Here is a 25,735-nt window from a genome sequence, read left to right on the forward strand (position 1 = left end):
TCGCTCCAACCTGACCCAAGTCAGCCATTTTGTCCAAGAGCTGCGATAGAAGATCGCCAATCCTTCAGTTTCTACATTCCGGGGCTTTTCTTTAGCCTGATTTTAGAAAGCCTTCCCGCGCCGTCATTGCAGCGGCTTGCGTGCTTCGTCCATGCTCCTGATCGCATCATCCTTGATCTGACGTGGTGGATCAGGGACTTCACGAACGAATAACGCAGGTGACCTTAGCTGCTAAAAATGCAGGTAAACGCTGGCGAATAACGGATGACTCAACGCCGCATCATCTTCTAAAAAACAGGCCAAGCAGTGTTAAGAGAGAGATCCCATGAGAGGATGATGGGCATGACGACCGTGATGTTAACGGACCACGCTGAATGGCAAGGCGAGAGGTTCGATTTCAAAATAGGAGAATGGGCGGGAGGCATCGGCTTGATGATGCGCCGCACGGGTCACGGCAGCCCGAAGGAGACTGGCGCGGGCATATGGCCATCCGTTGAAAAGGCGCAAGCGATCGCCGATCAAACCGTAAAACGCTTATTGAGCCCTGAATGCGCCATTAGCTGATGCGCTCTCAAGCTGAAGCGGGGTGAAACGGTCGTTTCAGTGAGTACAAACGCTCAGCGCTATTAGTTAGTACGGCTCTCCAAGCCAGTGCCACTAGCCTTCTCTCTGCGGGGATGCTCTTTCGCTCATCCCCGGCCGGGTTTACGATGGATCGGTGTGGAGACCAACATGCTTAACAACACCGAACGAAATAGATTGCGTCACGCTGGGCGAATTCCTCAAGAGACGCTGGATTATTTAACTTCGAAGAGACGGTGGGATAGCAGGCTGCGGTGGTGGGAACTCCCTATTTTACTTATCGTGGCTGTCTCACTAATTTTGCTGATCATGCTGCTCTTTCGAAGCAACACGCTCAGTGATTCGTTCCACATCTGCGTGTTGATCTTCGTGCTGGCGACCACGGTACTACTCAGAATTCGAAGCTGCCTTGTTTGAATCGCGCCCACGTAGCCACGACAACTCCGGTTGTCATGGGTGATTTCCGAAAACCCCGGCGGCCTCAACCGGTCGGTGCAACACCATCTGATTTAGATGATTTCTGAGAGGTGGTGTGTATGAGGCAAGGAAGACGGCATGGTCTTTCTGCGGAGCAGAAGGCTGATATATGGCGACTTTGGAAGGCTGGAGAGTGGTTGCATGCGATTGGTCGTGCCTTCGACAAGGACCATGGCTCGATTCAGTTCCTGTTATCGCAGCACGGCGGGATCAAGCTCTTTTATCCTTCGGTTATCCAATAGTCTGATTGGATGACGAAGCCAGTGCAGAATCCTTAACGAGCTAATCAGATGAGGGCAACGTCGGCTTCGAACGCAGCAGCGTTCGATGGCGGCGCATCAGCAGCACCAGTGCGCGTCGAATATATGAGGCGAGCAGGGGCAACGCGATGGCAGCGACAACGACCCAGACGATCAGCGCATGCCATTCCCACTGCCAGATGTCGCGAATCAAGCGCCAGGGATGATGGCTCAGATGCTCAAGCTGCTGGCGGCTCAGCGGGAGGCGGCGAGTGTGAAAAAGATGTACGCCCAATTCAATAAATGGAAGAAACAGAAGCAAGTGGAGCGGCGTCATCGCATGGGCACCAATCTGCGATGCGATTTGGTTTAGACCGAACGCCCAGGCGAGAAAAATGACTAGAAACGTGGTGATACCCACTGACGGGTTGATCCCGATGACAATTCCCAACGCTAAACTCCACGCCAGGCGCCGCGGCGTCACCCCGCCACGGAGCAGACGCAACAGTGGATGAAGTATTCTGCGGCGAAGAAACTCACGTATTGACTCGGGAACTAACACATCATCATCCGATGCCATGAGGGTGCTCCTCGGTTGCGGAGTAATAGCTCAGGAGATAACATGTCACTTTCGTATGGCTGGAGGCTAGCTCTAACTAGTAGGGCAATTCAGCGGCCACGTGGGGCGCGTTGCTTCGAAAACACAGCCTTGTCCAATCGATCTGCGAAAAGAGTAAAGACTGGCGTTGGACCCTTCCAAAGCAGTTCGTCAACGGTTGCGAAGAGCGGAAGGTCAGTTCGAAGCGTAGCAATGTCCCGGAATAAAAACGCCAGATCTCGTTTCCTCTTTAGGACCTCGGAGAGGCCAGTCGGATTGGAGACGTTCACGTGCCAATCGCGTGCGTCGGCTGGGATCGCTTCCAGTCTGCCAAAACGTGACAGAACGGCAGAAGCAGACTTTGCACCCCACCCTGGGAGACCTGGATAGCCGTCTGCCGCATCACCGACCAGGGCAAGGTAATCCGGAATGGAGCTCGGTTTGACTCCGAACTTCTGTATGACTCCCTGTTCATCGCGTTCGAGACGCCTGCGCCGATCTAGTTGCACCACGCGCGTGCCGTGAACGCACTGAGCAAGATCCTTGTCCGGGGTGCTGATGACCACGCGCTCAACGCGAATATCTTTCTCTGCGAGAAAAGCCGCCGACGCCAGCGCATCGTCTGCCTCGTACTCCTCCATCGCCCACACTACAACTCCGAGTGCACGGAGCGCCTCCTCCAGCAATGGAAACTGAGCTAGAAGGTCGGGTTCCACACCTTCGCCGGTCTTATATTCAGGCCACATTCGGTTCCGAAAGGACTCAATTACGTGGTCGGTGGCCACCCCAATGTAAGTTTTACCGGCCTGCATCATGCCTAAAAGTGAACCGAGAACGCCACGTACCGCGGCCACCTCTCGCCCTTCACTGTCTTTGGCTGCAGGAAGTGCATAAAAATGCCTGAAGAGTTCATAAGTCCCATCAATCACGTGCACTTCCATAATTTCACCCCCAACGGGTACTTTTTAGTGGAGCAGGATCGGTTCATCCGCCACAGTCTCAACGGGCTCTTTGATGAGCTTTCGGCCAACAAGGAGCGATGCCAGTGCGAGCAGAGCCGTAATCCAGAGAAGTGGGATAACCGTCCGCGAGCCGAGAACCCCAATGCTCAATGAGATCAGTGCTCCTGTTCCCGTTTGAAGAAAACCGAGCAGCGCGGAGGCACGGCCCGCGTCCCGCGAAAACGAAGCGAGGCCGAGCGCGGCCCCATTCGGATAGGTAAGTCCGATGCAGGAGAGGAAGACGAAGAACAAGACGAGAGTGGCTGCCAGACCTATTCTGTGACTCAGCATTCCTGCGAGGAAGATAATGCCAATTACGGCCTGTATGCAAAGGGCTACGAAGAAGATCTGCTGGCTGGTAAACCGACGCAGCATCAAGACATTCAATTGATTGCCACCAATAAATCCCATCACCAGAGTCGCGAAGACAATGCCGAAGTCCTTGGTGCTTAAGTGAAATCCATCCATGAAGATGATGGGCGATCCAGCAACATAGGTGAAGAGACCGGCAAATGAGAAGGCACCAGCCACCGTATAGGTCAGAAACTGCGGGTCACGAAGAATCTTCCAGAATCCTGCCAAGATTGGCCTGGGGCTCAGAACGACGGAGTGGTCTGGCTTGTGTCCTTCAGGTAATAGGAATATCGTGAGCGCCAGAATTAGCGTGGCGATCGCCGCCAGTATGACGAAGATCCATCGCCAGCCTAGGCTGGTCATAATGAGACTGCCGACTGTCGGCGCAAGGAGCGGCGACACACCAATCATGAGGAAGAGTAGTGAGAATACCTTCGCGCTCTCCTTTACGGGAAAGAAGTCGCGCACCATGGCAATGGCACCCACCTGCGCGACACATCCGCCTAAGGCTTCGAGGAAGCGCAAAGCTACAAAGGTCTGGAGGTCAGGCGCGGTGATGCAGCCAATAGAGCACACAATGTACATCGAGAGACCGACATATAGGGGTCGTTTTCTACCAAAGCGATCGAGCAGTGGACCGTAAATAATCTGTCCTAGCGCGAAGCCCACGAAATAGGTCGACAGCGAAAGCGAGATCTCAGGAGTCGATCGATGGAAGTCCGCAGCGATGCGGGAGAAGGCAGGAAGATACATATCGATCGCGAACGGAGTCACGACACAGAGCGACCCAAGCAAAAGAAGTATCCATAAATTGCTGCGATTGTGAGTGACCATGGCTACTTCAATCTTATCCGGGCGTTTTCGCTACCGAAGGATCGTCTGCACTCCGCCTCGGGTCAACGACACTCTTACATATTCTGAAATATTAGGAATACCTGTGATCGATCCACGTCCCACTCATGCGATTAGACGGTATGAATGGGGCATTCAGAACGTCGGTTGATTAGTGTATTCGCCGCCCTGCATTCCGATCTGTTCTGAGCGTCAATTCGTGGAATCATGCCAGGAAGATTGGCCGTGATTACGTGGATAACGGACCTGCGGGCGCGCACTAAAACCACAACTACTTAGCACGCGCCCACACCCTCCGATATAGCGTTGTTCGGTTCGAACCCCGTCGTCCCCGCCATTCCTTTCAATAAATTGCTATCCTCGGCAGTGCCTTGATTCCGCGCATCACAAGCCAGGGATCAGACGGGAAAGAAATGGCGCCGGCTGCGTTCTCGATGAACTGAAGCTCGGCTATTCTCTGGGAGAAGGGAAGTGGGGGAGGGGAGAGGAGGGGATGAGGAAGGGAATCCCGGCGGCGAACCACGACCCGTTTGCAGTGACCCGGATGAGGAGCACCGGACTAGTGCAAGTATTCGGCGGCGCAGGCGAGAGCGAGTCCTGAATACGGAAATCACCATTTACCTGAAGCGGGACGCCTGCAAGATTTGAGCTGTGTGCGACATTCCCGTCATTTGTGCAGAACAGCGTCGCAAATACGCTCGCGCCGGCGTTGCTTCCGACGCCATTGCCTGCGCCCAGAAGGAGACCCCGGCCGTCGACCTGGATGCCCCCGCCCATCCTCACTTCGGCTGTAAGGTCTCGGATCACCCAGATCTGGCCAGCGGCTGGGACGCCTAGCACGGTGGTATCTGTTGAACCAGTGGTAATATCGCCGATCCCTCCACTGAACGCGACCAACTTCTGAGCGAGGGCCGATTGAGCCATGGCTCCGAGGACGGAAACTACGGCGATTAACATACTGATCTTTTTCACGATGATGCTCCTTTTCTGATAGCAGGGTTGTAGTTGTAGGTGATCAGTTCTGCGTAGTGATGCGGAACTGCTCGCGAGCCGACGAGCGACTTTTCTGAGCTTATTTTCCGGACCTCGCTTATCCGCATCCGCTGATCACCCAATACCCAAGGACAGAACAGAGAAAACCGCAACTTTTGAAACCGCGAAAGACGAAGTGCTAGGCTCTTGCGTAGCGCGAACTCTAAGCAGCAGGCGGGGAGGAACTGCGCTTGGAAATCCTCAGCAAGCGTAGTAAGGTCAGCGCATATTGGTGTCACGACTATGTCAGTGTCTTGTCATCAGTTGTGAAAAGTTAAGATGGGCGATTTGGTTGCTTCGAGACTGTTGCAGTTTGAAGAATTTCGTGGACAGTAGCCTAAGTGGGGTCTGCGAACTACAAAAGGTGTCATGTCAATAAACGGACAATAGAGCACGCTAAAGGGTGTGTCGAGGCAGGATGAGAACAAATCCGAGGGACCAAGCATGGTTAGTGACGGGACATAGGATGACCTTGACCGCGATATGACCGAATCCAGTGAGTCCAACGATACCGCCTTCTGGCCGGGACCACCTTCCAGTGCGTGATCGGCGAATAGGTTGTGATGTCAGCGCGCAGGAGCGGTGCGACGGCTACGGGATGAAGCAGTTCGTTGCCGTGGCTCAGACACTGGCGCGAAAACACCGGGCAAATTTTTACAATCATTCCGTTTTGTGTATTTCGCTCGAAAGCGGATACAGATTTCTGATTTTTAAATTGATGGATAAATATGCGATCCAGAAGGGTGGATTTATACAGAACCTGGCCGGATTAGGCGATTAGCGGACAATCCAAAACTTAAATTTTGTGATGTCTGATATCTGATGTTTGACATAGAAACTTTCTATTTTTTTTTGTGTCATCAGGCGGACGCGGACGGTCTTCGAAGAGACCCGGTCGGGCCGAAAAGGATATTTTGATTTTTGTATTTTCGTCAAAAGCACTTTGGGCAGCTCATGTGGCCGTCGTATCGCAGGCCACACATACCTTATGGGCTTGGAACTTAAGTTATAGAAAGGCCTGAAGTGGCAATTGAATTGCGTTGCCGGAAATATGAAACTTCTACATGGGCCCGCAATGTTTCTAGGTATGGCGCTGACAGTATCGGGCGCCATTTGTTTTTTTCACCCCCCAGCTGTTTTATATGCTCAATCGACTACATCAGGTGATATTGCAGGCCTTGTGACGGACGCAACAGGCGCAGCTATCCCGAATGCAAAGATCGTGGTGACGAACAACGATACCGGCTTTACGCAGACTTTAACCTCCGGTGCCAACGGCAGCTACCGAGCTCCATTGCTCAAACCCGGCAACTATAAGATTGAGGTGTCGGCTGCGGGATTCGAAAGAACCTCAACGAATGCGACCGTATCTATCGGCCAGGTTGCTTCAGGCGATATCAAACTCACGATCGGCTCAAACAGTGTCATGGTCGAAGTATCGAGCGACGATGTTTCGCTGCTTCATACCGATAACGCCGATCTTTCTACTTCGATCTCGCAGACACAGGTCGCGAATCTGCCCAATCCAGGAAACGATCTGACCTATGTGGCGCAGGTCTCTCCTGGTGCAGTCATGAATACGTCGGGCGGCGACGGAAACTTCTCGGTCTTCGGCCTGCCAGCCACCTCAAATACCTTCACCTTAAATGGCTCGTATGAGAACGACCCATTCCTGAATCTTAATAACTCCGGAGCAACCAATCTGCTGCTGGGCAATAATGAGGTCTCCGAGGTCAGCGTGACCTCGAACGCTTACGGTGCTCAGTTTGGCGGCCTCGGCGGCGCCCAGGTCAATGAGATCACAATCTCAGGAACGAACAAGTTCCACGGTAATGCCCTTTATCAATGGAACGGGAGGGTTCTGAATGCGAACAGCTACTTCCGTAATCAGACTCCGGATTTGACGCCACGGTCCTTCGATAACGTAAACCAGTTTGGTGGGAGAATCGGCGGCCCAATTTTGAAAGCTCGCCTGTTCTTCTTTGTCGATTATGAAGGTCTGCGTGTGGTGCTGCCGACCTCTACCACGGTGTTTGCACCCAACGCGAAGTACATTGCCAACGCGATCGCTGGTGCTCCAGCGGCCGACAAAGCATTTTACCAGCAACTATTCAGCGTCTATCAGAATGCTCCTGGCTATGCGACCGCGACACCGTCTCCCGACCCAAATGCGGTGACGTATACAGCCACGGCCGGGAACTTCACGCACGAGTTCCTGCTTACCTCTCGTGTGGACTTGAAACTTACCGATAAGGACACGGCCTTCGGCCACTTTAAGTGGGACAAGGGCGTACAAGCAACCTACACCGATCCTATCAATCCGATCTTCAATGCGGACAGCCCTCAGCCAGCGTTTGAGGGGACCCTTGGAGAGACACACGTCATCAGCTCAAATATCAGCAACCAGTTTCTGTTCGGCGTGATCTGGTACAGCTCGGTCTTTACGAACACCAATCTTGCCGCAGCCAACGCGCTTGTTCCTTACGCGCTCACCTTTACAAACGGTAGTTTTACCGGCCTCGGCGGCGAGGATAACGATTGGCCCGAAGGCCGTAACGTAACGAACTATCAGTTCAGTGACGACGTGAGCATCTCACACGGCCGTCATACCTTCCAGTTCGGCGCCTACTTCCGGCGTGACGATGTAACGGACTACAGCCCCTCTATTAATACGACTCCTTCAGTCCAAGCTGATGAGATCGGGACATTCCGAATGGGAATGGGGCTATCACTATACTCTCAGCAGTTTCCGCTCCGGGACACCCAGCCGGTTGCTCTCTATAATCTTGCAGGCTATGGCCAGGACACTTGGAAGCTCCGCCAGAATTTGACCTTGACCGCTGGGGTCCGCCTGGAGCACGATTCCAATCCGACTTGCGGCACAAACTGCTATGCCTATACGAACGGTGCCTTCAATTCTCTGAATACCAACCCTGCAACCGCTTATACGACTCTGTTGACGACTGGCCAGCACCAGGCGTTCCCTGGCTTCCAGGCGATAGCGGTGAATCCGCGTGTCGGCTTCTCCTGGTCGCCGTTCGGCTCGGACAGCAGCACGGTTGTCCGCGGCGGTTTTGGTTTGTTCACAGACGTATTTCCGGCGACTGTGGCGGACAGCTTCCTGAATAACGCACCGACCAATGTTGGGTTCACGCTGTTTGGACCTGATGCTAACCCCGGAAGCAATCCCATTAGTGCGAATCCCGCAAATCCTTCGAGCGGCCAGAGCGTGGCTAGCACCTCCAACGCAGCCTTTCAGGCTGGGTTCAAGAATGGTGCGAGCTTCAACACGCTCACAAACACCGTTGCAAACTTTGCTGCCCCCACAATCATAACCGCCGCCGGTAAGCTGCACTACCCAACCTATGAGGAGTATAGCTTCCAGGTGGAGCAGGCACTCGATGCCAAGAAGCAGACAGTGGTCTCGCTCGCGTACGTCGGCAACCATGGATATCATGAGCCGGTTCAAAACGCGGGTGTGAACGGATTCGGGGTCACAAACAATGGAACTCCGATCAACTTTGCCGGACTTCCGACGACCGCACCGAACCAGTCGTTCGGCGCGGCAACTGAGGTTGGGAATGGTGCGGTCTCGAACTACAATGGCTTCCTAGTCGGCGTCTCTCGCCACACGAAATCACTGACGCTTAATTTCAACTACACCTGGAGTCATGCGCTGGACGAGATTTCGAACGGCGGCATTCTGGGCTTTGGCCAGTTCGGCGCAAACTACCTGACTCCTGTGGACCCAAACAACCTGAAACAGAACTACGGGAATGCAGACTACGATACGCGCCAGAACATCACCGCGTCGTACGTCTATATGCTGCCTTACTTCGGTGGCCCGAAGCTGCTGACAGACGGCTGGCAGGTGAGCGGTACGGTCTTCCACCACACCGGTTTCCCGTTCTCTGTGGTCGACACCGCTTTGCTGGCTTCCAACTACGGCGGTTCGGGTTTCCCAGGTTTCCTGGCAGCTCAGGTCAACGGCGTCAAGAACTGCGGCGGCAGCGCAGTTGCCTTCAAGGGCGTAGCGGCAAATCCGTGTGCGATTGCGAACCTTGGCAACTACGTCGATCCCACAGGATTCGGACAGCAGCGGCGTAACCAGACGGTTGCACCTTCCTACACGGATACCGACTTCAGCATCCTGAAGGGTTTCAAGATGCCTATTCCTCACTCGGACACTGGCCGCTTTCAGGTAGGAGCCCAGTTCTTCAACCTCTTCAATCACCCAAACTTCGGTGCCCCAATCAACGATCTCGCTAATCCGAACTTCGGTGCGATCACGACCACTGTCAGCACACCGACTTCGATTCTCGGCTCGTTCCTAGGTGGTGACGCTTCTCCTCGCCTCATTCAATTGAAGGGCACCATTACCTTCTAACGAAACTGTATTAGGTTTCTATGGGGGCCGGTCTACCGGCTCCCTTTTTTCTCGCCTGATGGCCGAAGTGGGTTTCATTCGAGAAGCTGAGTTTGCCAGCCCGCCAACGACTCAGGCAAATCCCCCGGCATAGGCCCCTTGGTTGCGACAGGTAGCCGCTCTTCACAGTGTCGTAGCCGTTATCGACCATGAACTGATATGCCGGACTCATGAAGCGTTCGTAGTTCCGGGTGGAACCGGAGGTTTCGTGATGCATGATGAGCCTCACGCCCTTTGACGCAGCATACTCGTGCAAGCCTTTCACATCGAAATCCGGATAGGGCGTGAGGAAATCGAGGACATAGTCTTTTTCATGTCCGAACTAGTCTTCCCACCCCACGTTCCAGCCTTCGACTAGGGCGGCACTAATCCCGTTCGCGGCGGCAATGTCGATGTATCTTTTAACATTCTGAGTATTTGCACCATGCCGGCCATTGGGCTTCAACTTGGTGTAGTCGGTCACGCCGAGTTGGATGTTGTCTGTGTCGGAGTAGGCCCAGGTGCCTCATGACGCGAGTAGCAAAAGCCAGCTCAGAAACTAGAAGAGTCATCCCCACAAGCAGGAGGAAGAATGACAAGGGCAAATGCAGCATCGATGCTCATCGTTCGGCCCATCTCCTCGCCTTCGCCATGGTTCTCCGGATGTAGGCAGCACGCCTGGAAGTGCTGGGATCGCGGGAGAGGTATTCGTCTTCAAGGGCACATCCGATCCTGTCTTCGGTTATGCCATTGGCAATGCCGCAACACAGAAGGCTATATCGGCTGCGGCGGGACGGTCCCGGTACCTGGTCGAGCTTCGGAATCGCTCAAGAGATAGGTTCGAGAACCTCGGTCCCCTTCGGGGAGAAAGAGAACTTTCGAGGCGCCTTGCCTCGCGTTTCTGCTCGCGGGCCTCGTAGAGCGTCGTTATCTCTTGCTCGAAGGCCTCCGCCATCGGGTATGGGCCGTGAGCTTGATTTGATAGCAGGGTCCCGAGAGGCACTGGTCGCCATCGGTACGTCCGAAAAGAGGGAAGTGTTGTATCCGGCGCGTCGGGGGCAAGTGATGCAAGCTCCGGCTTCGGGGTTGAGGGCGGGGTCTTCGCGGTCGAATGGAGCATCCGCAAGTGAGAGATATGTGCGACAAGACTTCGAGGGAACAGCCTAGGCAATCAGGATGTGAGCCTAACGCTCATCGGCGACGGCTCTCTTTTTGTGCAAATGCTTCCAGTGTTCCTCTGAAAACCGATGCAGAATTGTCCGCGTTCTTGGCGCTATGTTGGTGGTGCTCTCCCGATTCGAGCCTCTTTCCATCGAAGGAAAGATGTGGAACTCGGCGGATTACTAGGAAGATGTAATGGAATCAACCCCATGGACCTCGTTAGGATGCATTGAGACGTGAAGTCGCGATGCTGCGGCGAGAGTTCATGGGAGTGTTTGATATAAAGCCGGACAGGGTTGAATTCGCCACGTCGCTAGGGAATGCGGCTTCAATTGGATCTAATCAGCAACCCCGGAAGAATCCTTTGGAGAAGCTTCTTTCGGTCATATGCGATGTTTGTCCGGGAGAAGGTCTGGGCGCGTTGATCCTTGCGATCAATCTCTTCATGCTGCTCGGGGCGTATTACCTTCTGAAGACGGTCAGAGAGTCGCTCATACTCGCCGAAGGGGGAGCAGAGGTCAAAGCGTACTCGTCCGCAGCGCAAGCGATTATCTTGCTCGGCGTCGTGCCTCTGTACGGCTGGATCGCAACTCGTCTGAATCGTAATCGGCTGCTGCGATGGACAACGCTGTTCTTCGCCTCGAACCTGTTCCTCTTCTACTTCGCTGGCCAGGCCGGTGTTCGAATCGGTGTCGTGTACTACATTTGGGTCGGGATCTTCAATGTCTTCACCGTGGCTCAACTTTGGGCTTTTGCGACAGACCTCTTTTCTCTGGAGCAAGGCAAAAGACTGTTCCCGTTACTCGGTTCCGGGGCGTCGGCTGGAGCGGTCGCAGGGGCCTGGATTGCAGGACGATTGATCAACCCACTTGGCCCTTACAAGATCATGCTCATCGCTGTCGGTGCATTGTGTATTTGCGCTGCTCTAACGCGGTGGGCGGGCTACATCATCACGAAGCGTGGCGGAGAACTCGAGAAGAAGAAAGACCAGGAGACCCTGAGTAGTGAAGGCGGTTTTCAGCTTCTCATGCAAGATCGCTACCTGATGTTGATCGCGATTCTCACGGTTCTGCTCAATATCGTGAGCCTTTCGGGTGACTTCATCTTCGGCAAACTGCTCGTGGAGCAGACAAACCATGTGGTCGGCACCGCGGCCTCGCTCATGAAGGCGCGCAAGACTTACATCGGAACCTACTATGCCTCGTACTACGAGTGGACGAATGCTGTCAGCTTAATCATCCAGTCATTCCTTGTGTCCCGCATCTACAAGAGGCTTGGCGTGAGAGGGTCTATGTTCGTCCTTCCAGTACTTTCACTTGCCACCTTCACGACGATTCTCGCGAACCCCATACTTCAGGTCGTGCGTGTTCTGAAGATCGCTGAAAACTCCACGAACTATTCGCTTCAGAACACTGTGCGGGCGGCCCTGTTGCTTCCTACATCAAGAGAAGCGAAATACAAAGCAAAGGCGGCGATTGAAACTTTCTGTGTCCGTTTAGGTGATGTGCTGCAGGCCGGGGTCATCTTTATCGGCACGTCACTCCATTTCGGGGTGCAGGCATTTGCGGGAACGACATTGGCGATCACACTGCTGTGGCTCTTCGTGGCATTCAAGCTTTACCAGGAACACAAGCGAAAGGTGCCGGAGTTCCACTAGCTCAGCGTTGTTGTCTATACATGATCAAAAGTTTCACAACTCGTCTTAGCGACAGCTCATTTCCTATTCTCGTCCTGTCGTACTCGATTCTCATGATGCACTACGTCTTCAGCAGGGCGTTCAGAGATTCGTTGCTCGGGTCTGGACTATCGGTGTCCGAACTTCCAGGCCTTACCTTCCTTGGCACATTGCTCGCAATCACCCTGAGCCTGATCTGCTCCTTGTTCCTGCGATCGGATGCCAGAATTCACGTGATTCGGTTTTTCTATGTGCTAAACGCCGTTGCAGAAATCATCATTGCTTTCCAGTACCAGACCCATAGCTGGATGCTGAGAGCGTATTACATCGAGGTGTCGGCTTCGACTGCGATCGGGCTGTCTTTGATATGGGTATTGATTGGAGATTGGACGAGTAACTGCAACCACGGCAATACGAACAAGGTCCCCTCTGTTCTGATCTCCGGTACAGCTGCGGGAATGTTCGCCGGCTTCGGGTTGGTGCACCTGCCTTCGTCAAGCAACCTTCGATCGTCGCTGGTGATGCTCGCCGTGATGGATGTTTGTGTCTCTTCGCTGCTTCTCTTTCACAAGGACGGAAGTTGCACCCCCGCCGGCAAGAAAAAGTTTGAAGAGTTGAACCAGGTACGGCGGAACTGGACGAGCGCAGTAGTTCGAATGCTCGTGATCGTCACGATTCTTGGAGCTTCCGGATCTACACTCCTTGATCTTGTGTTCCGGGTGAGAGTCGCGGAGCACTACACCTCCCAGGCCGAGCGGATCCACTTCATGGGATCACTGCAAGGTTTCCTATGCCTCGGAGCATTGCTCTCACAGTTTGCGGTCCGGAGGATTACGAGGGGTCCATGGGCGAAGCGTTGTCTAACCCTCTATCCCGGCATCCTGACTGCAGCCGCACTGGCAAGCGTGGCTATGCCTGTCTTCCAGGTGTTCGGGTTCCTCCGGATTGGGGAGTACTCACTGCGGAATTCGGCATCGCGTTGCGGTATCGAAATGGTTTATGCAGCGTTGCCGGACAGGTTGCGAGTCGAGGTGCGCCCGCTCGTCGATGTAGTCGGCGAGCGTCTGGGAGATGTGTCTGCAGCCGGCATGTTGCATCTGCTTCTCTCGGAGCACGCTGGCATAAATTTCAGATACACATTGCTCGTTGTTGCATCGCTCGGAACCGCTCTCTGGATCTCTAGTGAGTGGCTCTTGCGACGCGTGGATCACATGAAAGCTGCTGCCGAAAGGAATAACGAAATCCAACTGCCTCTTCAGAAGCTTGCTCGAGAGGGAGCTGTTCTTGCTTGAGGAAAGGCAGATTTGCTGCAGGAAGAAACCGACTATGACCAGAGATATTTTTCGAACGATTGCGGTATACACGACTCTCACACTAAGTTGCCTCAGCTGTGCGTCCAGCTTGGCACAGGAAACCCAGGTGCCGTCCCCAAGGGATACGGCTTCCGGAATCATCGACGCCGAGAAGGCCAAAGAGAAAGCCCTAAGCCCTGTTGCGCCATCGCACGGGGAACAGGAGTTCGATGGACTCGAAGAGAAGGTCGTTGACCCACTTGTCAAACCCAACAGGCTGACTTTTAAATCTGGTGGTTTGCCCTCAGGTGGAGGATTCTCCCTTGGTCCCCGGTACATCCGACGTGACTGGCTACACGAACATTTGATCAGCGACAGCTACCTCGTGGGCTCTACAAGGAAGTGGTACAAGGGGCAGTCAAATCTCGATTTCGTCGGCTTGATGAATAACCATCTGCAACTTACAGCAGCCGGTGCATACCAAAATGCGGCCTCGATGCCCTATTACGGTGAAGGCTCAAATTCGAGCAAGGACAACCAGAGCGACTACCGCAGCGAATTTACCAGTGCGCACTTCGGCGGCCAGTTCCATCTTCTCGATCAGAAGTTGTCAGCTGGTTACTCTGTCGGTGGTCTGCTCGTAAACGTCGGGCCTGGAGATCGCAACGACTGGCCGTCGACAGAGCAGATCTTCAACGAGGCCAACACACCGGGTCTGGAGAAGCAGTCGAATTTCATCACCGGAACGGCATCGATCACTGCCAATCTGACGACTCCGAGCTTCAGCAATCCGAAAGGTCTGATTCTTGAGGCTCAGGATACGCAGTTCTGGGATCAAAGCGGCAACAACTCGTCCTTTCATCTACTGCAAACCCAGGCTACGTACTACGTACCATTCATCAACGGAATGAGAACCCTTGCATTTCGTGCGCGCAACGAAACAACGTTTCACGCTGACGGGCAGCAGGTGCCGTTCTATCTCCAGCCGACACTTGGCGGTCCTAACGACCTCCGTGGTTACGAGCGTTACCGCTATTACGACAATGGCGCCTCTGTACTAAGCGGTGAATACAAGTGGTCGGTCGCAGGAAGCGTCGAGATGGCTTTGTTCGGTGACGGCGGGAATGTCTACAGCCGTCCGGGCCTGATCGGGCTTCGCGAGTTGCGTGGTGACGGCGGTTTCGGAGTCAGGTTCAAAAACAAGCAGCAAGAGATTATGCGGTTCGACGTCGGCTTTTCGCCAGAAGGAGTCAAAGTATGGTTCGTCTTCAACAATGCGTTCGGAAAACTCTATCGTTCGTTCTAGTGGGTGTGGCTTGCCAGGTCCCAGCAGTCATTGCTCAGCAGTATCGTCCGGACGACCCTATCCAGAAAGTACCCGAGGTCGGGTCTGCACAAAAGGCCGGCGTTCAGAGCATTAATGCGATGTACGACTTCATGTACCACTCCGCGAAATACAAGACGCCTCCAGCGACACCGAGCTTGGGCGTCAATACTCTTGGAGAGGTTCCTGACTCCAGCTGGTTCACGAACCGTCCGCCGTTGACGACAGAGGAACTCCGGAAAGGGGCAAGGGTTCATGGTGGCCCGCAGCCGCCGTTTACTGTCATTGCTGCGAAGACCGAAGGGGTCACCCCTGGTTTTCGCATCAAGGACGGTCGTGGACTCACATACTTTATAAAAGTTGATCCCCCGACAAATCCCGAGATGGCGACCTCGGCTGATGTTATGGGCGCGCTCTTCCTCTATGCCGCTGGTTATAACGTCCCCGAAAATTACATCCTGCTCGCGCACCGTGAAGACTTCCGCCTGTCGGAGAAGGCGACGATCACTGCGCTTTCTGGTAAGAAACATCCGATGAATCGTTCTCAACTCGAGAAGATTCTGGATGTGGTGCCGGGCGAGTCCGATGGCCGCATACGGCTGATGGCCAGTCTTTCGATGTCGGGCCGCATCATCGGACCTTTCCGATACGAGTTCGTGCGCGGCGATGATCCAAATGACTTGATTCCGCACGACCGCCGCCGCGATCTTCGCGGACTGGAAGTTCTGTTTGCATGGCTCAATCACACGGATGCAAAAGGAGACAACAGCCTCGATTCCGTTGACGGAAAGGGATCCGATGCCAGAATCGTTCACCATCTTCTCGACTTTGGAGACTCATTCGGAAGCGATAGCGATATCGCCAAGGATCCTCGGCATGGGCAGGAGTTCTGGCTTCCCACGAGCCGAGAACAAGCTAACCGCGCTATTACGCTTGGATTCGTCCCGGCTTCCTGGGAGAAAGCGAAGTATCCGCAACACCTAACGGCAGCGGGAAACTTCACAACGACAGGCTTCGACCCGCTGACCTGGAAGCCTAACTATCCGAACCCTGCGTTCCTAGAGATGACGCCGCAAGACGCATATTGGGGAGCTAAACGGGTGATGTCGTTCAGTAATGAAGACATTCGAGCCATCGCGGAACAGGGGCAGTTCTCCAATCCCGCGGTAACGGATTACCTTACGAAGGTTCTCATCGCTCGTCGTGATCTCGTTGGGAAGGCATGGTTTTCACAGGTGGCGCCACTTGAGGACTTCGTCGTCGCGGATGGTAAGCTGCGCTTCACCGACCTGGGACAGAAGTATGGAGTTCTTTCAGCCTCCATCTACAACTACTCCTGGTTTTCATTCGACAATCAGTCGGGCCGCAAGTCGCCGGTGGCAGGTGTTTCGTCCGATGCGGTGCCGGCAGCTTTGGCATCCTCAAACGAGGGCAGCTTTATAGGGTGCACGTTGACCGATACGAAACAAACGCATCGGACAGTAACCGTTGTTTTCAGAAGAAATGGTGATCAGTGGAAGCCTGTAGGGATCGAGAGAACTTCCTTATAACAAAGACCGAGAGGTAAGGTGCTGCGAAGGAGCCAGAATGGATGACTGGATGAAAGCGGGTGGAGGGGTTGAGTGGAGTCGAAGGCGATTTCTCCTCCAGACAGCGAAGTTTTCCGAGCTCGAACTACTCGGTTCTCCTCCGGCTCTGGCAGACCTGCCAGTCCCTGTAACAGTTCCAGATCCAAAGTCGAACCACATTCTGATGCACGGTGGCTGAGGAACAGACACCGTGCATCGGCAACAGATCCGGACGGATGCTGCTGTCTGTATCAGGAATTAGCTGTGGTGCGCCGGTATCGACACATCTTGCTGCAGCGTGAAGTCGATCAGGGTCTCACTCGGCACCCTTACCTGGTCACCTCCAGTGATGATTTCTGAGCCTGCGCCAGCAGTTGCGCCGACGCCCGCGCCGACCGCTGCTCCCTGGCCGCCGTCGGCAGCGGCACCGATGATCGCTCCAAGAACCGCTCCGCCGGCCGTTCTCTTCGCAGTGCTCGCGCCGCGCGACTTGCCGGTGACTTCATATTCTCCTGTCACCACGGGCACCATCTTTCCATTCACTACAATCCCGGTCAGCTCCAGACGCAGCTGCGATCTGCCGGTGAACGTTCCTGACTCCTTCGCTTGTGTCAGCCGGCCATAGACGGGGGTATCTCTCGCGACTACCACGTTGTCCTCCAACGTCAGGGGCTCTTCGAGTGCGGCCAGGAAGCGATCTCCCACGAGGCTAGAGGTGGAATCGATGGCATCAACGGTGCGCACAGAAATTAGCGTCCCGGCTGGAATAATTACATAGGCGGGCTTCATTTCGACATGCGCTAGCGTCCCCGGATCGTCGGGTAGCGAACTCTGTGGCTGCGGCGCCGGGGCACTTGCTCCGCCATCCGAATTGAACTTGAGCGAAACGATGTCAGCGACGTTATATTTCTGTACCGTCGAGCCGACCTGGAAGCTGATTTCAGTCTCCGTGCCACTCAGGAACTTGCCCTTAATCAGACTCCCGTTCTTCAACTCCAATGTATCGGCCCACGCGATCGACGCCGCCAAAGTCAGCGCGGTGAGAAATCCGTATTTCAGCTTGAGCGTCATGATCTCTTTCCCTTTGATGCCCCCGCTTACTCCCCTGAAACACACATCGAGTTTCCGTTACACGGGCGGACTTGCCCAACCGCTGTAATGGCGGGCGATTTCGTGACACCAAGTGCCTTCTAATTCAATCTTACCCCTAGGGGCGAAACGCGTTTTGTGGACAAAGAACAGCTAATCATTTTTCAATTCGCCCCTTGGGGGCTAATCGAAAAATGGTAAGCCATCGGCACCATAGCACTCCAGAAGGCCGCAATCGGGCATTCGACACTGTTGCTCCGTTGCCCATGCCAACGACGCACTGGCCTCTCTGACTCATGAGAAGGAAAAATACGAGTTTTGCCATACGATTTGCGATCCATCGGACACCGCTCGGTGTCCGGCTAGGGTATACCCATACCTGACAACCAGATCGTCACTGCTTTACGTCAGGATAGGGTCTATTATAGATTTTATTGACATTTTGCTAATAGCATCTTAAACTCTACCCTGACACTACAGAGGGAGTTGCCGGTATGGCGCCAGCGAAGCGAGGCGGGAAACGGGTCGGATACGTCAGGATATCCAGCGTTGGGCAAAATGCCGAGAGGCAATTGGACGGCGTAAACCTGGACAAGCGGTTCATAGACAAGGCAAGCGGCAAGGATACCAAGCGTCCTCAGCTCCAGGCCGCGCTCGACTACCTCCGTGATGGTGACGTGCTGGTCGTTCACTCGATGGATCGGCTTGCCCGAAACCTCGATGATCTGCGAAAGATCGTGATGGACCTCACCGGACGCGGCGTCACGGTCGAATTCGAGAAGGAGCGGCTTACATTCACAGGCGAAGACAACGCGATGAGCAAACTCCTTCTCAGCATGATGGGGGCGTTCGCCGAGTTCGAGCGGTCACTTATCAGAGAGCGCCAGCGTGAGGGCATCGCGCTGGCGAAGAAAGCGGGGGTATACAAAGGTCGTAGACCGTCGCTTACTCCGGACCGTTCGCAGGAACTCCGGGCACGTGTTGCATCCGGCGAGAAGAAGGCGGCGCTCGCCCGCGAGTTCGAGATCAGCCGCGAGACTTTGTACCAGTATGTACGAGTGAATGATGACAAAGAGTCCTGTCCTAGGTCTGTGGTGGGTAAATCGACAGACAGGGTAAATTCGCCTGGGCGAATGAGTCGGAAGGGTATGCTAGGTAGCGGGCGATCTCATATGTAGCTGCTCCTCTATATATCGAGACCTCGTCGGAGGGCGTCAACTTTTCGGAGCCGCTCGCCTAAGCCCATCCAGTCTGCATCTGTGCGACCATGCGTATTTGGGTGCGTCGTCATGACGAAGATCGTTGAACCTACTGTGTAAGGCTGTTCCGGTTCTAGCCCGGCTGCGGCGATCTGCTGCCAGCACTGCTTCTCGCCCTTGCCGTACATGACTACAAGCCTGGGCTGGTGTTCTCGAAGCTTGTCGCAAATAACTCCAATCCTCTCATTTCGGAACTGCTTTCGATCGATTGGCATTTGAAGCGTCTTAGCGGCCAGCCCCGACAGGTCGATGACACAAGTCTCACCTCCGTTTTGGCGTCCCCATGAGTCACGTTGGTAGGCCCGAAGGTCGTCTCGTCCAGCGGGTTCATTGAGCAAAGTCTTTAAGAGCAGCATCAAAGGTCGCCACGTTCGCTGAAGGCGCGGCTTACCTAGCAATCCTCTATGCCACTTCTCTTCGCCGATCTCGTCGTGGAACGCTTTGCAGTCGCAGAGTTCGCGCTTCTCAAGCTTCACCCATGCGTTCACGCGGGGGCATTGTCAGCAGCTTCCCCCGGTCCCTTCCCTTGCTCTGGACCAATAAACCAATATGGGGCACCCCAGCGGCCATATCCAAAGAATCTACGAGCCATCTCTACTTCATCGTTCACTCTTCTCGCCTCCGTAAGCTGCCGTCGCGGCAGGCTCCGGCAAGACCAACTCGATCGCCTGGTCCGCACACTTCCTAGCCGACCTGCACGACGCACAGCACAAGAAGATTTTCGATTCAGTGTTGGTGGTGTCCGACCGCAACGTGATCGACCAGCAGCTACAGGAGGCCATCTTCGACTTTGAACGCACCGCCGGAGTCGTCGCCACGATCAAGGGCGAAAGCTCGAGCAAAAGTGGCGAACTAGCGCAGGCACTCTCCGGCACGAAGAAGATCGTCGTCTGCACCATCCAGAACCTCCCCGCCGGTCCCGACAACCTGCCAGCCCCATTCCACGTGTACTCCATGCGCCAGGCCATCGAAGAGGGCTTCATCCTTGATGTGTTGCAGAACTACACGTCCTACAAGTTGGCGTTCAAGTTGGCGCACAACGGTAAGGAGTGGGACGACCGCGAGGTCGAGCGCAATGAGGCCATGAAGGGCATCATGCGATGGGTCCGGCTCCACCCATACAACATCTCGCAAAAGGTGCAGGTGGTCGTGGAGCACTTTCGCGAGAATGTACAGCCCCTACTGAGCGGCCACGCGAAGGCGATGGTGGTGGTCGGGAGTCGGTTGGAGGCCGTCCGCTGGCAGCCCGCTCGCGCGTAAAATCCTGCGAAGCCATTGGGATGTAAAACTCTTCCCCAATCAAGACATGGGATGCAAAAAATAACATCACTGTGGCATCGGGAACATCAGGCACGTCTGTAACCTAGCAGCACAGCCGCTTGCTGTCTTGGAGAGAAACATGCTTCGCCACTTCCCGAAACTCCTCGCCAGCTTCTTGCTCATCGCGGGTCTCACCGCCCCGGCCCAGATCATCCGGCTCGGCACGCCGAAGAAGAGCTCCGCCGGCGTCGGAGTTAACACCGTCGAGGCTCCCGTTCCAACCCCGCTGATCAACGGGAAGAAGGCCTTCATCTCCTACGAACTCGGCAACGGCGAAGGATCGGGAGATCGAACGGGGGCTGTTGACCATCTGCGCGACCTTCTCTTGGAGTTTGCCCGCGGCTTCTCCTTCGTCGGGAGTCAGGTAATGTGCCCGGTCACCAGCCAGTCGAAGAGCATCCGGATCGCGGCGAGATGTTGTTTGACGGTCGGCCTCGAGTGCGTATGACCGAGTTGCTCGACATACGCCGCGACGTGCATTGGAGTTAGCCCGGACAGCGGCTCCAGTCCCTTAGACGCGGCCTTGCTCGTGGACCCGGCGGTGTTTGGTTCGGGGTTCTTGCTCCCTTCGCTCCCACTGTTGTTGATCCCGTCGCACCTCACATAGAACCTCTTCACGAACGCTACTGGAGAGCGGCACAAAATCACCGGGTAGCTCAGACGGATAGAGCCCCACAAGCAGCAGCAGCCAGGTCTCCCCGCGAAGGAATAACCTGGCCACTGTCGAGTTGGGGGTCGGAGGTTCGAATCCTCCCCCCGGTGTCCTCCTTAATCATACCCTTTGCACCACTGCGCTACAGGTATCGCGAATGCGAGCCTGCGCTTGCCGGTTTGCAATACTTCTGTAGCTGGGTATGTTGGTCTGTGGTCAGAGCGAGAAAGACGCCGCCCCGTCCGGTTGCGATCGCCAGATCGAGCGCATGTCGGCCCGCCAGGTTCGACAATCCGCCACCCCGGTCCGCTAACGCTATCACCTCCTCAGCTGTCGCCAGGTTCAACGTTCGAGGTAATCGTGTTTGGAGATCCTTTTCTAAAAAATTGCACCGCCATCGGTCGCGGTGAAATTGAAAGGACATGTAAATAACAACACGATGCCGAGGGTCTGACGGACAAGCCTGGGCGACGAAGGGGAGAAGTTTGGCATAGGACAATCCCGGCGGGCGAGCCGTGGTTGAAGCCTCCTGCGAGAGGGAGTTCGGAAAAGCCAGTACCTTGCCTGATGATTGTTCCTCCAATCCTGTAAATGCGGAATCGATCAGCCACTGCGGTGCGGCTGCGATCGACCATCTGGATCCAGATAAGCGTGGGAGACCGAGGGCGGAACCAGCACACAATCCCTTTCCCCGCGTATTCTTAGCCCTGGCGCTGGGTCGGAGCGGCGCATGGCTCGGCCTGCCGGCCAGCGAAAGAATGCGTACCCTGCGTCTCCGGCACTCATCAGAAGCGTCTGGCGCCAATCCCAATCGTCCTCGCAAAGATTGCGGAGCGCGTTGCCGGCACTTCTGATATCCATTTCCAGGACGAAGACTCCAGATGTTGCGCCGGTGGCGAGACCCCAGTTGCAGCCTGGGAGTTCGCGCGCCCATTGCTCCAATTGGGCCGGGTCGGCGGTCGCGTCTTCGATTCTTACCTTTGCAGGCGTGAGCCTATTTCCTGGCTCAATCGGAAACAGGCGCCACAGATGGTCCACCTGGAGCACCTCAATGGGGAGATCCGTCGAACATGGAGGTGCGTTGAATGAGCGTGTGGGCAGCGCGACAACCTGCTGTCCGTATTTTGGCAAAAAAGCTGTTGGAATTTTCATTCTTCTCCTTGAGTTAAATGGTCAGCCGCAGCGCTACCCGTCGAAGACAACGAGTGCACTGATCGGTGCGATGTCTGTTGAGGAATTTAGAGCGTCCCCGCGTGGGCGGCGGCCCGGGAGAGATGGGTATCTCAACAGATCGGCCACGTTTGAAATCAGCAGGACATCGATTCGAGGTAACGCCCATCCCGCAATGAAACCGGCGTCATACGCTGCCTTGGGGCGGAGCGGTTAGCGACTGGCCGCCGACCGCTGGTTAAGGAATATCCGGAGGTCCGCAAGGTACCGCTGATTCCAAGCTCGTTGCTTTCTGAGCTGCAAGACGGCCGCGTCGCGCTGGATAGAAGTCTCATTCAGCGCAGCAACTAGGTCTTCGGCGGTGCTGACCTTTGGTGCCGGTCCCTTATGCCCAGGTGAAAGGATGTCCCAGCGATTACGATCGTCGTTACACTGCCGGCAAGCGCTGACGCAGTTTTCGATACTGTTGGGACCTCCGCGGCCGCGCGGGATACTGTGGTCGACGGTGGCCTGGTCGGGTGCAACATTGTCACAGAGAAGTGTGGCGCGTCCGCACCAGTGACACCTCTTGTCTGCCTGGAGCCACAGGATCTTACGTCGGGGAAGTTGGTTTCCAGTTGGGGTTTTCATATATGGGTTTCACTTTCAGTTAGGTGTTGCGTAGGTTTACGTAGAAATGCCCAGTCTTGGCGACTGGGCTGCGGGGGGTCTGGAGCCTTTCTCCTAAAGTGCCGATATTTTGAGTAAGCTAAGGCGGACGGATGCGAGTGCAGTGGAGAGGGGGTGCGGAATTAACTGGCTCCATTGAGATTCTGGACTTTCCTGGGCTGATCGCTGTCGGCGAGCCCCTTGATAACGGCGAAGGAACGCGCATCTTTATTGCCATACCCACAGAGGTTCAGAAGGCCTGCGATATTAGTGGAGCCGTGGGTAACCTGTACAAGGACGGCATCCGGGGGCGACACTACCGTGATAAGGACAGCATTGAGTCTTTCGATGTAAGACCTCCACTACACATGGGGCTCGAAGCGGCAGACCGTGCAGTCGGAGCTGGAGATTACGGGATACCCGGTCACCTCCTTTGGATCAGAGGGGGCTGCGAGTTTGTTAATAGTTTCGGAATACATGAACATCCTTTCTGGAATTCGTAACCGCGCCAGCGGCGATTACGAGGTTGTTGCAGACAAAAAAGGGCCGCTCGTTTGAGCGTCCCTTTTTGTCTGCAACATTGATGAGGGGTTGAATTCGTAAGAGTGAGGAGTCTTAAACCTCCCGTGAACGCGTGTTAGAGGCATAGCTTTTGCCGTCCGAAACCAAACCTGAAAGTCTATTGGGGCATTGGAAGAGTAGGGGCGGATCGGTACAAATTCGGTACAACTCAGGGGGAGTGATCCAAAGATCATATCCCACCTAAGTCGTTCATAACAAACAGCTAGTATCCGACAGGCGATGATACTAGCGAGGTATAAATACATACGGGAGGATGGCTTCGTCCATCCTCCCGCATATCGTTGATATGTAATGGTCTATAAGGTGAGTTACTCCATCTCGCCTAGATCCGTTTTCGGGACAATCGGGACACCTGAGGGCAGTTCGAAACCGAATCCGCATTTCTCCGCCCATTCCCTCCGAAGCGCCTCATCCCTCCTAACCAGATCGTAGAAGTCGTCCATAGTCTGTGGTGCGTGACCCATCCAGTACTGGACAAGTCCAGGAGGACATGGCTGGCGATTTCGCAGGTGGGTCGTTCGAAATCTGCGAAAGGCATGAAAACCTGCTCGAGTCGTTCCTGTTTGTTCATTGACGAATCCTAATTGTCGTAGAGCGGGCTGCAGGTGCATCGAGTATAGCGAGCTTGCCAAGAGGGGGCGGCCGTCCTTGGTTTGAAACAAAAAGCCATTCGTTCGGCAACCCACAAACCTGCTGAGCTCCTGGGCAATAGATGGATGCAGGTCGACTTGTCTCTCCGCATGGGCGGTTTTAACTCGCTCCTCGACCTTGCCTCTGCGGACTTTCTGCTCGATGGTTATCGTGCGAAAGTTCGCGGAAATATGTTTGTCGATCTCGAGCCCGAGAGCTTCACCTATTCTGACTCCTGATCCCGCGAGGAAAACAAACAGCATACGTTCCCGCTCGTGCGGCCATCTTGCCATGAACGTTATCTGCTCCGGGGTGTATGTGGGACGGTTCTGGTCTTTCGGAATGACCCGGGGAAGATCCATGAAATGATGGTTCCATTTTCTCGGATAGAGCGGCTGTCCCTCCTCATCGACCGCAGATGCCATAACCATTTTGGGTATTTGCGAATAATTGTGTATTGATCCGGGTTTCAATCCTTTGTCGACAAGTGCTCCGACTACTTGCTTCAGCACAGAGTTATTTACGTCGCAGAGTGGGATATCCCCAATCAGCGGGATCAGATGCTTGCGCAGAGTTGCTTCCCAAGTCTCGATGGTAGCGGGGGCTACTGGATCCCGCCTTCTCACGATTAAGTTTGCGAACCAAATTTTGGACTGCTCGCTAAAAGTCACGCATCCAGCTGGCTGCATTTTGACGACGCGGTCAAAATGTTCCTGTGTATCGGAGCCACTCGCCGCGATGATCTCACGCGCACGGCGTCTGCGGGCAGATTCTGAAAGCTTGCCAAGTCCCGTAACGGGGCAAATTTTTGCGCGCCGATGCACTCGCTTTGCCTGTCCTGGTACGTCCTCCCACCACCGAACGACCCACCAATTGCCGCTCTTCTCTACGTGTCCGTTCTGTCCTGTCCTACGAGACATACTCTTTCCTCTTCTTGGCACTTCTTTTTTGTCGATTTCGTTTTCTAAGCAGCGGGCCTCAAGCGTGGTGATGTAGTTAGCAACGATAGGGGGAATCACCCCACTGGCAATCAAGCTCCGCACAGACTCACATGAGGGTGCGAGCCCACCCGGAACGGCAGGTACATTCGTTTGCATTTATCGATCTCTTTCGATTGGTTGTGCGCAGCATGCTCAAACCGCCGACGAGTGGATGGTTGGCGCGGACCCGGACGATCCGTCGGGGCGACTCAATCGTCCTCGCGTCCCGGCCAGATTGCGAGTTAAGAAGAAAATGGCAAGGCTCCCGTAAAGGGAGCCCGGGGTAGTACGACGGGATATTTCTAGTGCTAGCTAGATTAGGGATGCACATAGCACCCCACGTAGCGTTCAGCTGGCCTGACAGGCTTCGGCCGCACTTGATGATCCTTCAAATTCCGAATTCGAAATCCTTCGATGTCATCACCGAAGACACTCAAGCTCGATTGCGGCCTCATTTGATCTCGAGTCTCTTGTGGACTCGCTCCGCGACGGCGATGGGGATGGTCAATGTCCTGTACCCGCGTTTGTTCCGCGCCTCGGGCCGATCCAGAACAAGCACTCCTGGCTCATTCTCGAAGACTCGAATTACGGTTTTGCGGCTCCATCCCCAGGACTCGGCGAGCTGGGGCACAGTAAGGTGGCCCCCCAAGAATCTGCGCCCCGAATCATTTGCCGTGTGCCCCATGGTCATGTCATCCATATTCGGTTGAGAAGATCGAAGGGGATACATCGTTTGGTCATGTCCGGTGGGATTGGACAACTCCCAATCGCTCAAAGTGCTGTGACAATCGGAGATTTAATGCTGCAGAGATTTTCTTGTCCGAGTGGAGATAAACGGACAAGGA

Annotated in this window: 19 protein-coding genes, 1 tRNA gene and 3 pseudogenes; 12 read left to right on the top strand and 11 right to left on the bottom strand. The window is 54.8% G+C overall.

What is annotated here, in order from left to right; all coding sequences use genetic code 11:
* The first annotated feature begins 342 nt into the window (after positions 1–342).
* Both RBB82_RS13155 and RBB82_RS13160 read left to right on the top strand, forming a co-directional pair.
* Complete coding sequence (locus RBB82_RS13155) at positions 343–564, top strand: hypothetical protein (protein ID WP_433971005.1); 222 nt, start codon at positions 343–345, stop codon at positions 562–564.
* 554 nt (positions 565–1,118) lie between these two features.
* Positions 1,119–1,271: pseudogene (locus tag RBB82_RS13160) on the top strand (IS30 family transposase); the annotation flags it as partial.
* A gap of 70 nt (positions 1,272–1,341) precedes the next feature.
* Here RBB82_RS13160 and RBB82_RS13165 read toward each other — a convergent pair.
* The 4 genes from RBB82_RS13165 to RBB82_RS13180 form a co-directional block, all read right to left on the bottom strand.
* A complete protein-coding gene (locus RBB82_RS13165) occupies positions 1,342–1,878 on the bottom strand; it encodes a DUF2062 domain-containing protein (RefSeq protein ID WP_433971007.1) in 537 nt (178 codons plus the stop codon).
* Positions 1,879–1,967: 89 nt separating this feature from the next.
* A complete protein-coding gene (locus RBB82_RS13170) occupies positions 1,968–2,837 on the bottom strand; it encodes a 5'-3' exonuclease (protein ID WP_433971008.1) in 870 nt (289 codons plus the stop codon).
* A gap of 24 nt (positions 2,838–2,861) precedes the next feature.
* Positions 2,862–4,085 carry a multidrug effflux MFS transporter gene (locus RBB82_RS13175; protein ID WP_433971009.1) on the bottom strand — a complete coding sequence of 408 codons (1,224 nt, stop codon included), beginning with the start codon at positions 4,083–4,085 and terminating at the stop codon, positions 2,862–2,864.
* 468 nt (positions 4,086–4,553) lie between these two features.
* Positions 4,554–5,075 carry a hypothetical protein gene (locus RBB82_RS13180; protein ID WP_433971010.1) on the bottom strand — a complete coding sequence of 174 codons (522 nt, stop codon included), beginning with the start codon at positions 5,073–5,075 and terminating at the stop codon, positions 4,554–4,556.
* 1,240 nt (positions 5,076–6,315) lie between these two features.
* On the opposite strand from RBB82_RS13180, the gene RBB82_RS13185 reads away from it, so the two are divergent.
* Entirely contained in the window at positions 6,316–9,522 is a 3,207-nt protein-coding gene (locus tag RBB82_RS13185) for a carboxypeptidase regulatory-like domain-containing protein (RefSeq protein ID WP_433971012.1), read from the top strand.
* A 10-nt stretch (positions 9,523–9,532) separates the two neighbouring features.
* Here the strand turns inward: RBB82_RS13185 and RBB82_RS13190 are convergent.
* Positions 9,533–10,024: pseudogene (locus RBB82_RS13190) on the bottom strand (glycoside hydrolase family 97 catalytic domain-containing protein).
* 906 nt (positions 10,025–10,930) lie between these two features.
* Here RBB82_RS13190 and RBB82_RS13195 point away from each other — a divergent pair.
* The 5 genes from RBB82_RS13195 to RBB82_RS13215 all read left to right on the top strand — a co-directional run bounded on the left by RBB82_RS13195 (position 10,931) and on the right by RBB82_RS13215 (position 16,759).
* Complete coding sequence (locus RBB82_RS13195; RefSeq protein WP_433971014.1) at positions 10,931–12,358, top strand: NTP/NDP exchange transporter; 1,428 nt, start codon at positions 10,931–10,933, stop codon at positions 12,356–12,358.
* A 152-nt stretch (positions 12,359–12,510) separates the two neighbouring features.
* Positions 12,511–13,668 (top strand): hypothetical protein, encoded by a 1,158-nt coding sequence (locus RBB82_RS13200; protein WP_433971015.1) that lies wholly within the window; start codon positions 12,511–12,513, stop codon positions 13,666–13,668.
* A 127-nt stretch (positions 13,669–13,795) separates the two neighbouring features.
* On the top strand, positions 13,796–14,974 hold the full coding sequence (locus RBB82_RS13205) for a BamA/TamA family outer membrane protein (protein WP_433971017.1): 1,179 nt from the start codon (positions 13,796–13,798) through the stop codon (positions 14,972–14,974).
* Positions 14,926–16,542: a hypothetical protein gene (locus RBB82_RS13210; protein ID WP_433971019.1), complete on the top strand. Its 1,617-nt coding sequence runs from the start codon at positions 14,926–14,928 to the stop codon at positions 16,540–16,542. Before RBB82_RS13205 ends, RBB82_RS13210 begins: the two co-directional genes overlap by 49 nt.
* A gap of 37 nt (positions 16,543–16,579) precedes the next feature.
* Positions 16,580–16,759, top strand: coding sequence for a hypothetical protein (locus RBB82_RS13215; RefSeq protein WP_433971020.1), 180 nt, complete (start codon positions 16,580–16,582; stop codon positions 16,757–16,759).
* A 59-nt stretch (positions 16,760–16,818) separates the two neighbouring features.
* Here the strand turns inward: RBB82_RS13215 and RBB82_RS13220 are convergent, their stop codons facing one another.
* A complete protein-coding gene (locus tag RBB82_RS13220) occupies positions 16,819–17,631 on the bottom strand; it encodes a hypothetical protein (protein ID WP_433971021.1) in 813 nt (270 codons plus the stop codon).
* A gap of 512 nt (positions 17,632–18,143) precedes the next feature.
* On the opposite strand from RBB82_RS13220, the gene RBB82_RS13225 reads away from it, so the two are divergent.
* Positions 18,144–18,827 (top strand): recombinase family protein, encoded by a 684-nt coding sequence (locus RBB82_RS13225; RefSeq protein ID WP_433971023.1) that lies wholly within the window; start codon positions 18,144–18,146, stop codon positions 18,825–18,827.
* An 8-nt stretch (positions 18,828–18,835) separates the two neighbouring features.
* On the opposite strand, the gene RBB82_RS13230 is transcribed toward RBB82_RS13225, so the two are convergent.
* Complete coding sequence (locus tag RBB82_RS13230; RefSeq protein WP_433971024.1) at positions 18,836–19,384, bottom strand: hypothetical protein; 549 nt, start codon at positions 19,382–19,384, stop codon at positions 18,836–18,838.
* Between the two features lie 169 nt (positions 19,385–19,553).
* Here RBB82_RS13230 and RBB82_RS13235 point away from each other — a divergent pair.
* From RBB82_RS13235 to RBB82_RS13245, 3 genes and pseudogenes are all read left to right on the top strand, one after another.
* Positions 19,554–20,168 (top strand): annotated as a pseudogene (locus RBB82_RS13235) (hypothetical protein); the annotation flags it as partial.
* A gap of 139 nt (positions 20,169–20,307) precedes the next feature.
* Positions 20,308–20,676, top strand: a complete 369-nt coding sequence (locus RBB82_RS13240; RefSeq protein ID WP_433971001.1) for a hypothetical protein — start codon at positions 20,308–20,310, stop codon at positions 20,674–20,676.
* A gap of 197 nt (positions 20,677–20,873) precedes the next feature.
* A tRNA-OTHER gene (locus tag RBB82_RS13245) sits at positions 20,874–20,991 on the top strand.
* Between the two features lie 492 nt (positions 20,992–21,483).
* Here RBB82_RS13245 and RBB82_RS13250 read toward each other — a convergent pair.
* The 4 genes from RBB82_RS13250 to RBB82_RS13265 form a co-directional block, all read right to left on the bottom strand.
* The gene (locus RBB82_RS13250; protein WP_433971026.1) at positions 21,484–22,032 is read right to left on the bottom strand and encodes a bifunctional DNA primase/polymerase; all 549 of its coding nucleotides are present in this window, start codon (positions 22,030–22,032) and stop codon (positions 21,484–21,486) included.
* 231 nt (positions 22,033–22,263) lie between these two features.
* Positions 22,264–22,680, bottom strand: a complete 417-nt coding sequence (locus tag RBB82_RS13255; protein ID WP_433971028.1) for an HNH endonuclease — start codon at positions 22,678–22,680, stop codon at positions 22,264–22,266.
* A gap of 908 nt (positions 22,681–23,588) precedes the next feature.
* Positions 23,589–25,007, bottom strand: a complete 1,419-nt coding sequence (locus tag RBB82_RS13260) for a tyrosine-type recombinase/integrase (RefSeq protein ID WP_433971030.1) — start codon at positions 25,005–25,007, stop codon at positions 23,589–23,591.
* Between the two features lie 334 nt (positions 25,008–25,341).
* Positions 25,342–25,575: a hypothetical protein gene (locus RBB82_RS13265; protein WP_433971032.1), complete on the bottom strand. Its 234-nt coding sequence runs from the start codon at positions 25,573–25,575 to the stop codon at positions 25,342–25,344.
* Between the last annotated feature and the right edge of the window lie 160 nt (positions 25,576–25,735).

The sequence above is a fragment of the Tunturiibacter lichenicola genome, from assembly GCF_051013355.1.
Taxonomy (GTDB): Bacteria; Acidobacteriota; Terriglobia; order Terriglobales; family Acidobacteriaceae; genus Edaphobacter; species Edaphobacter lichenicola_F.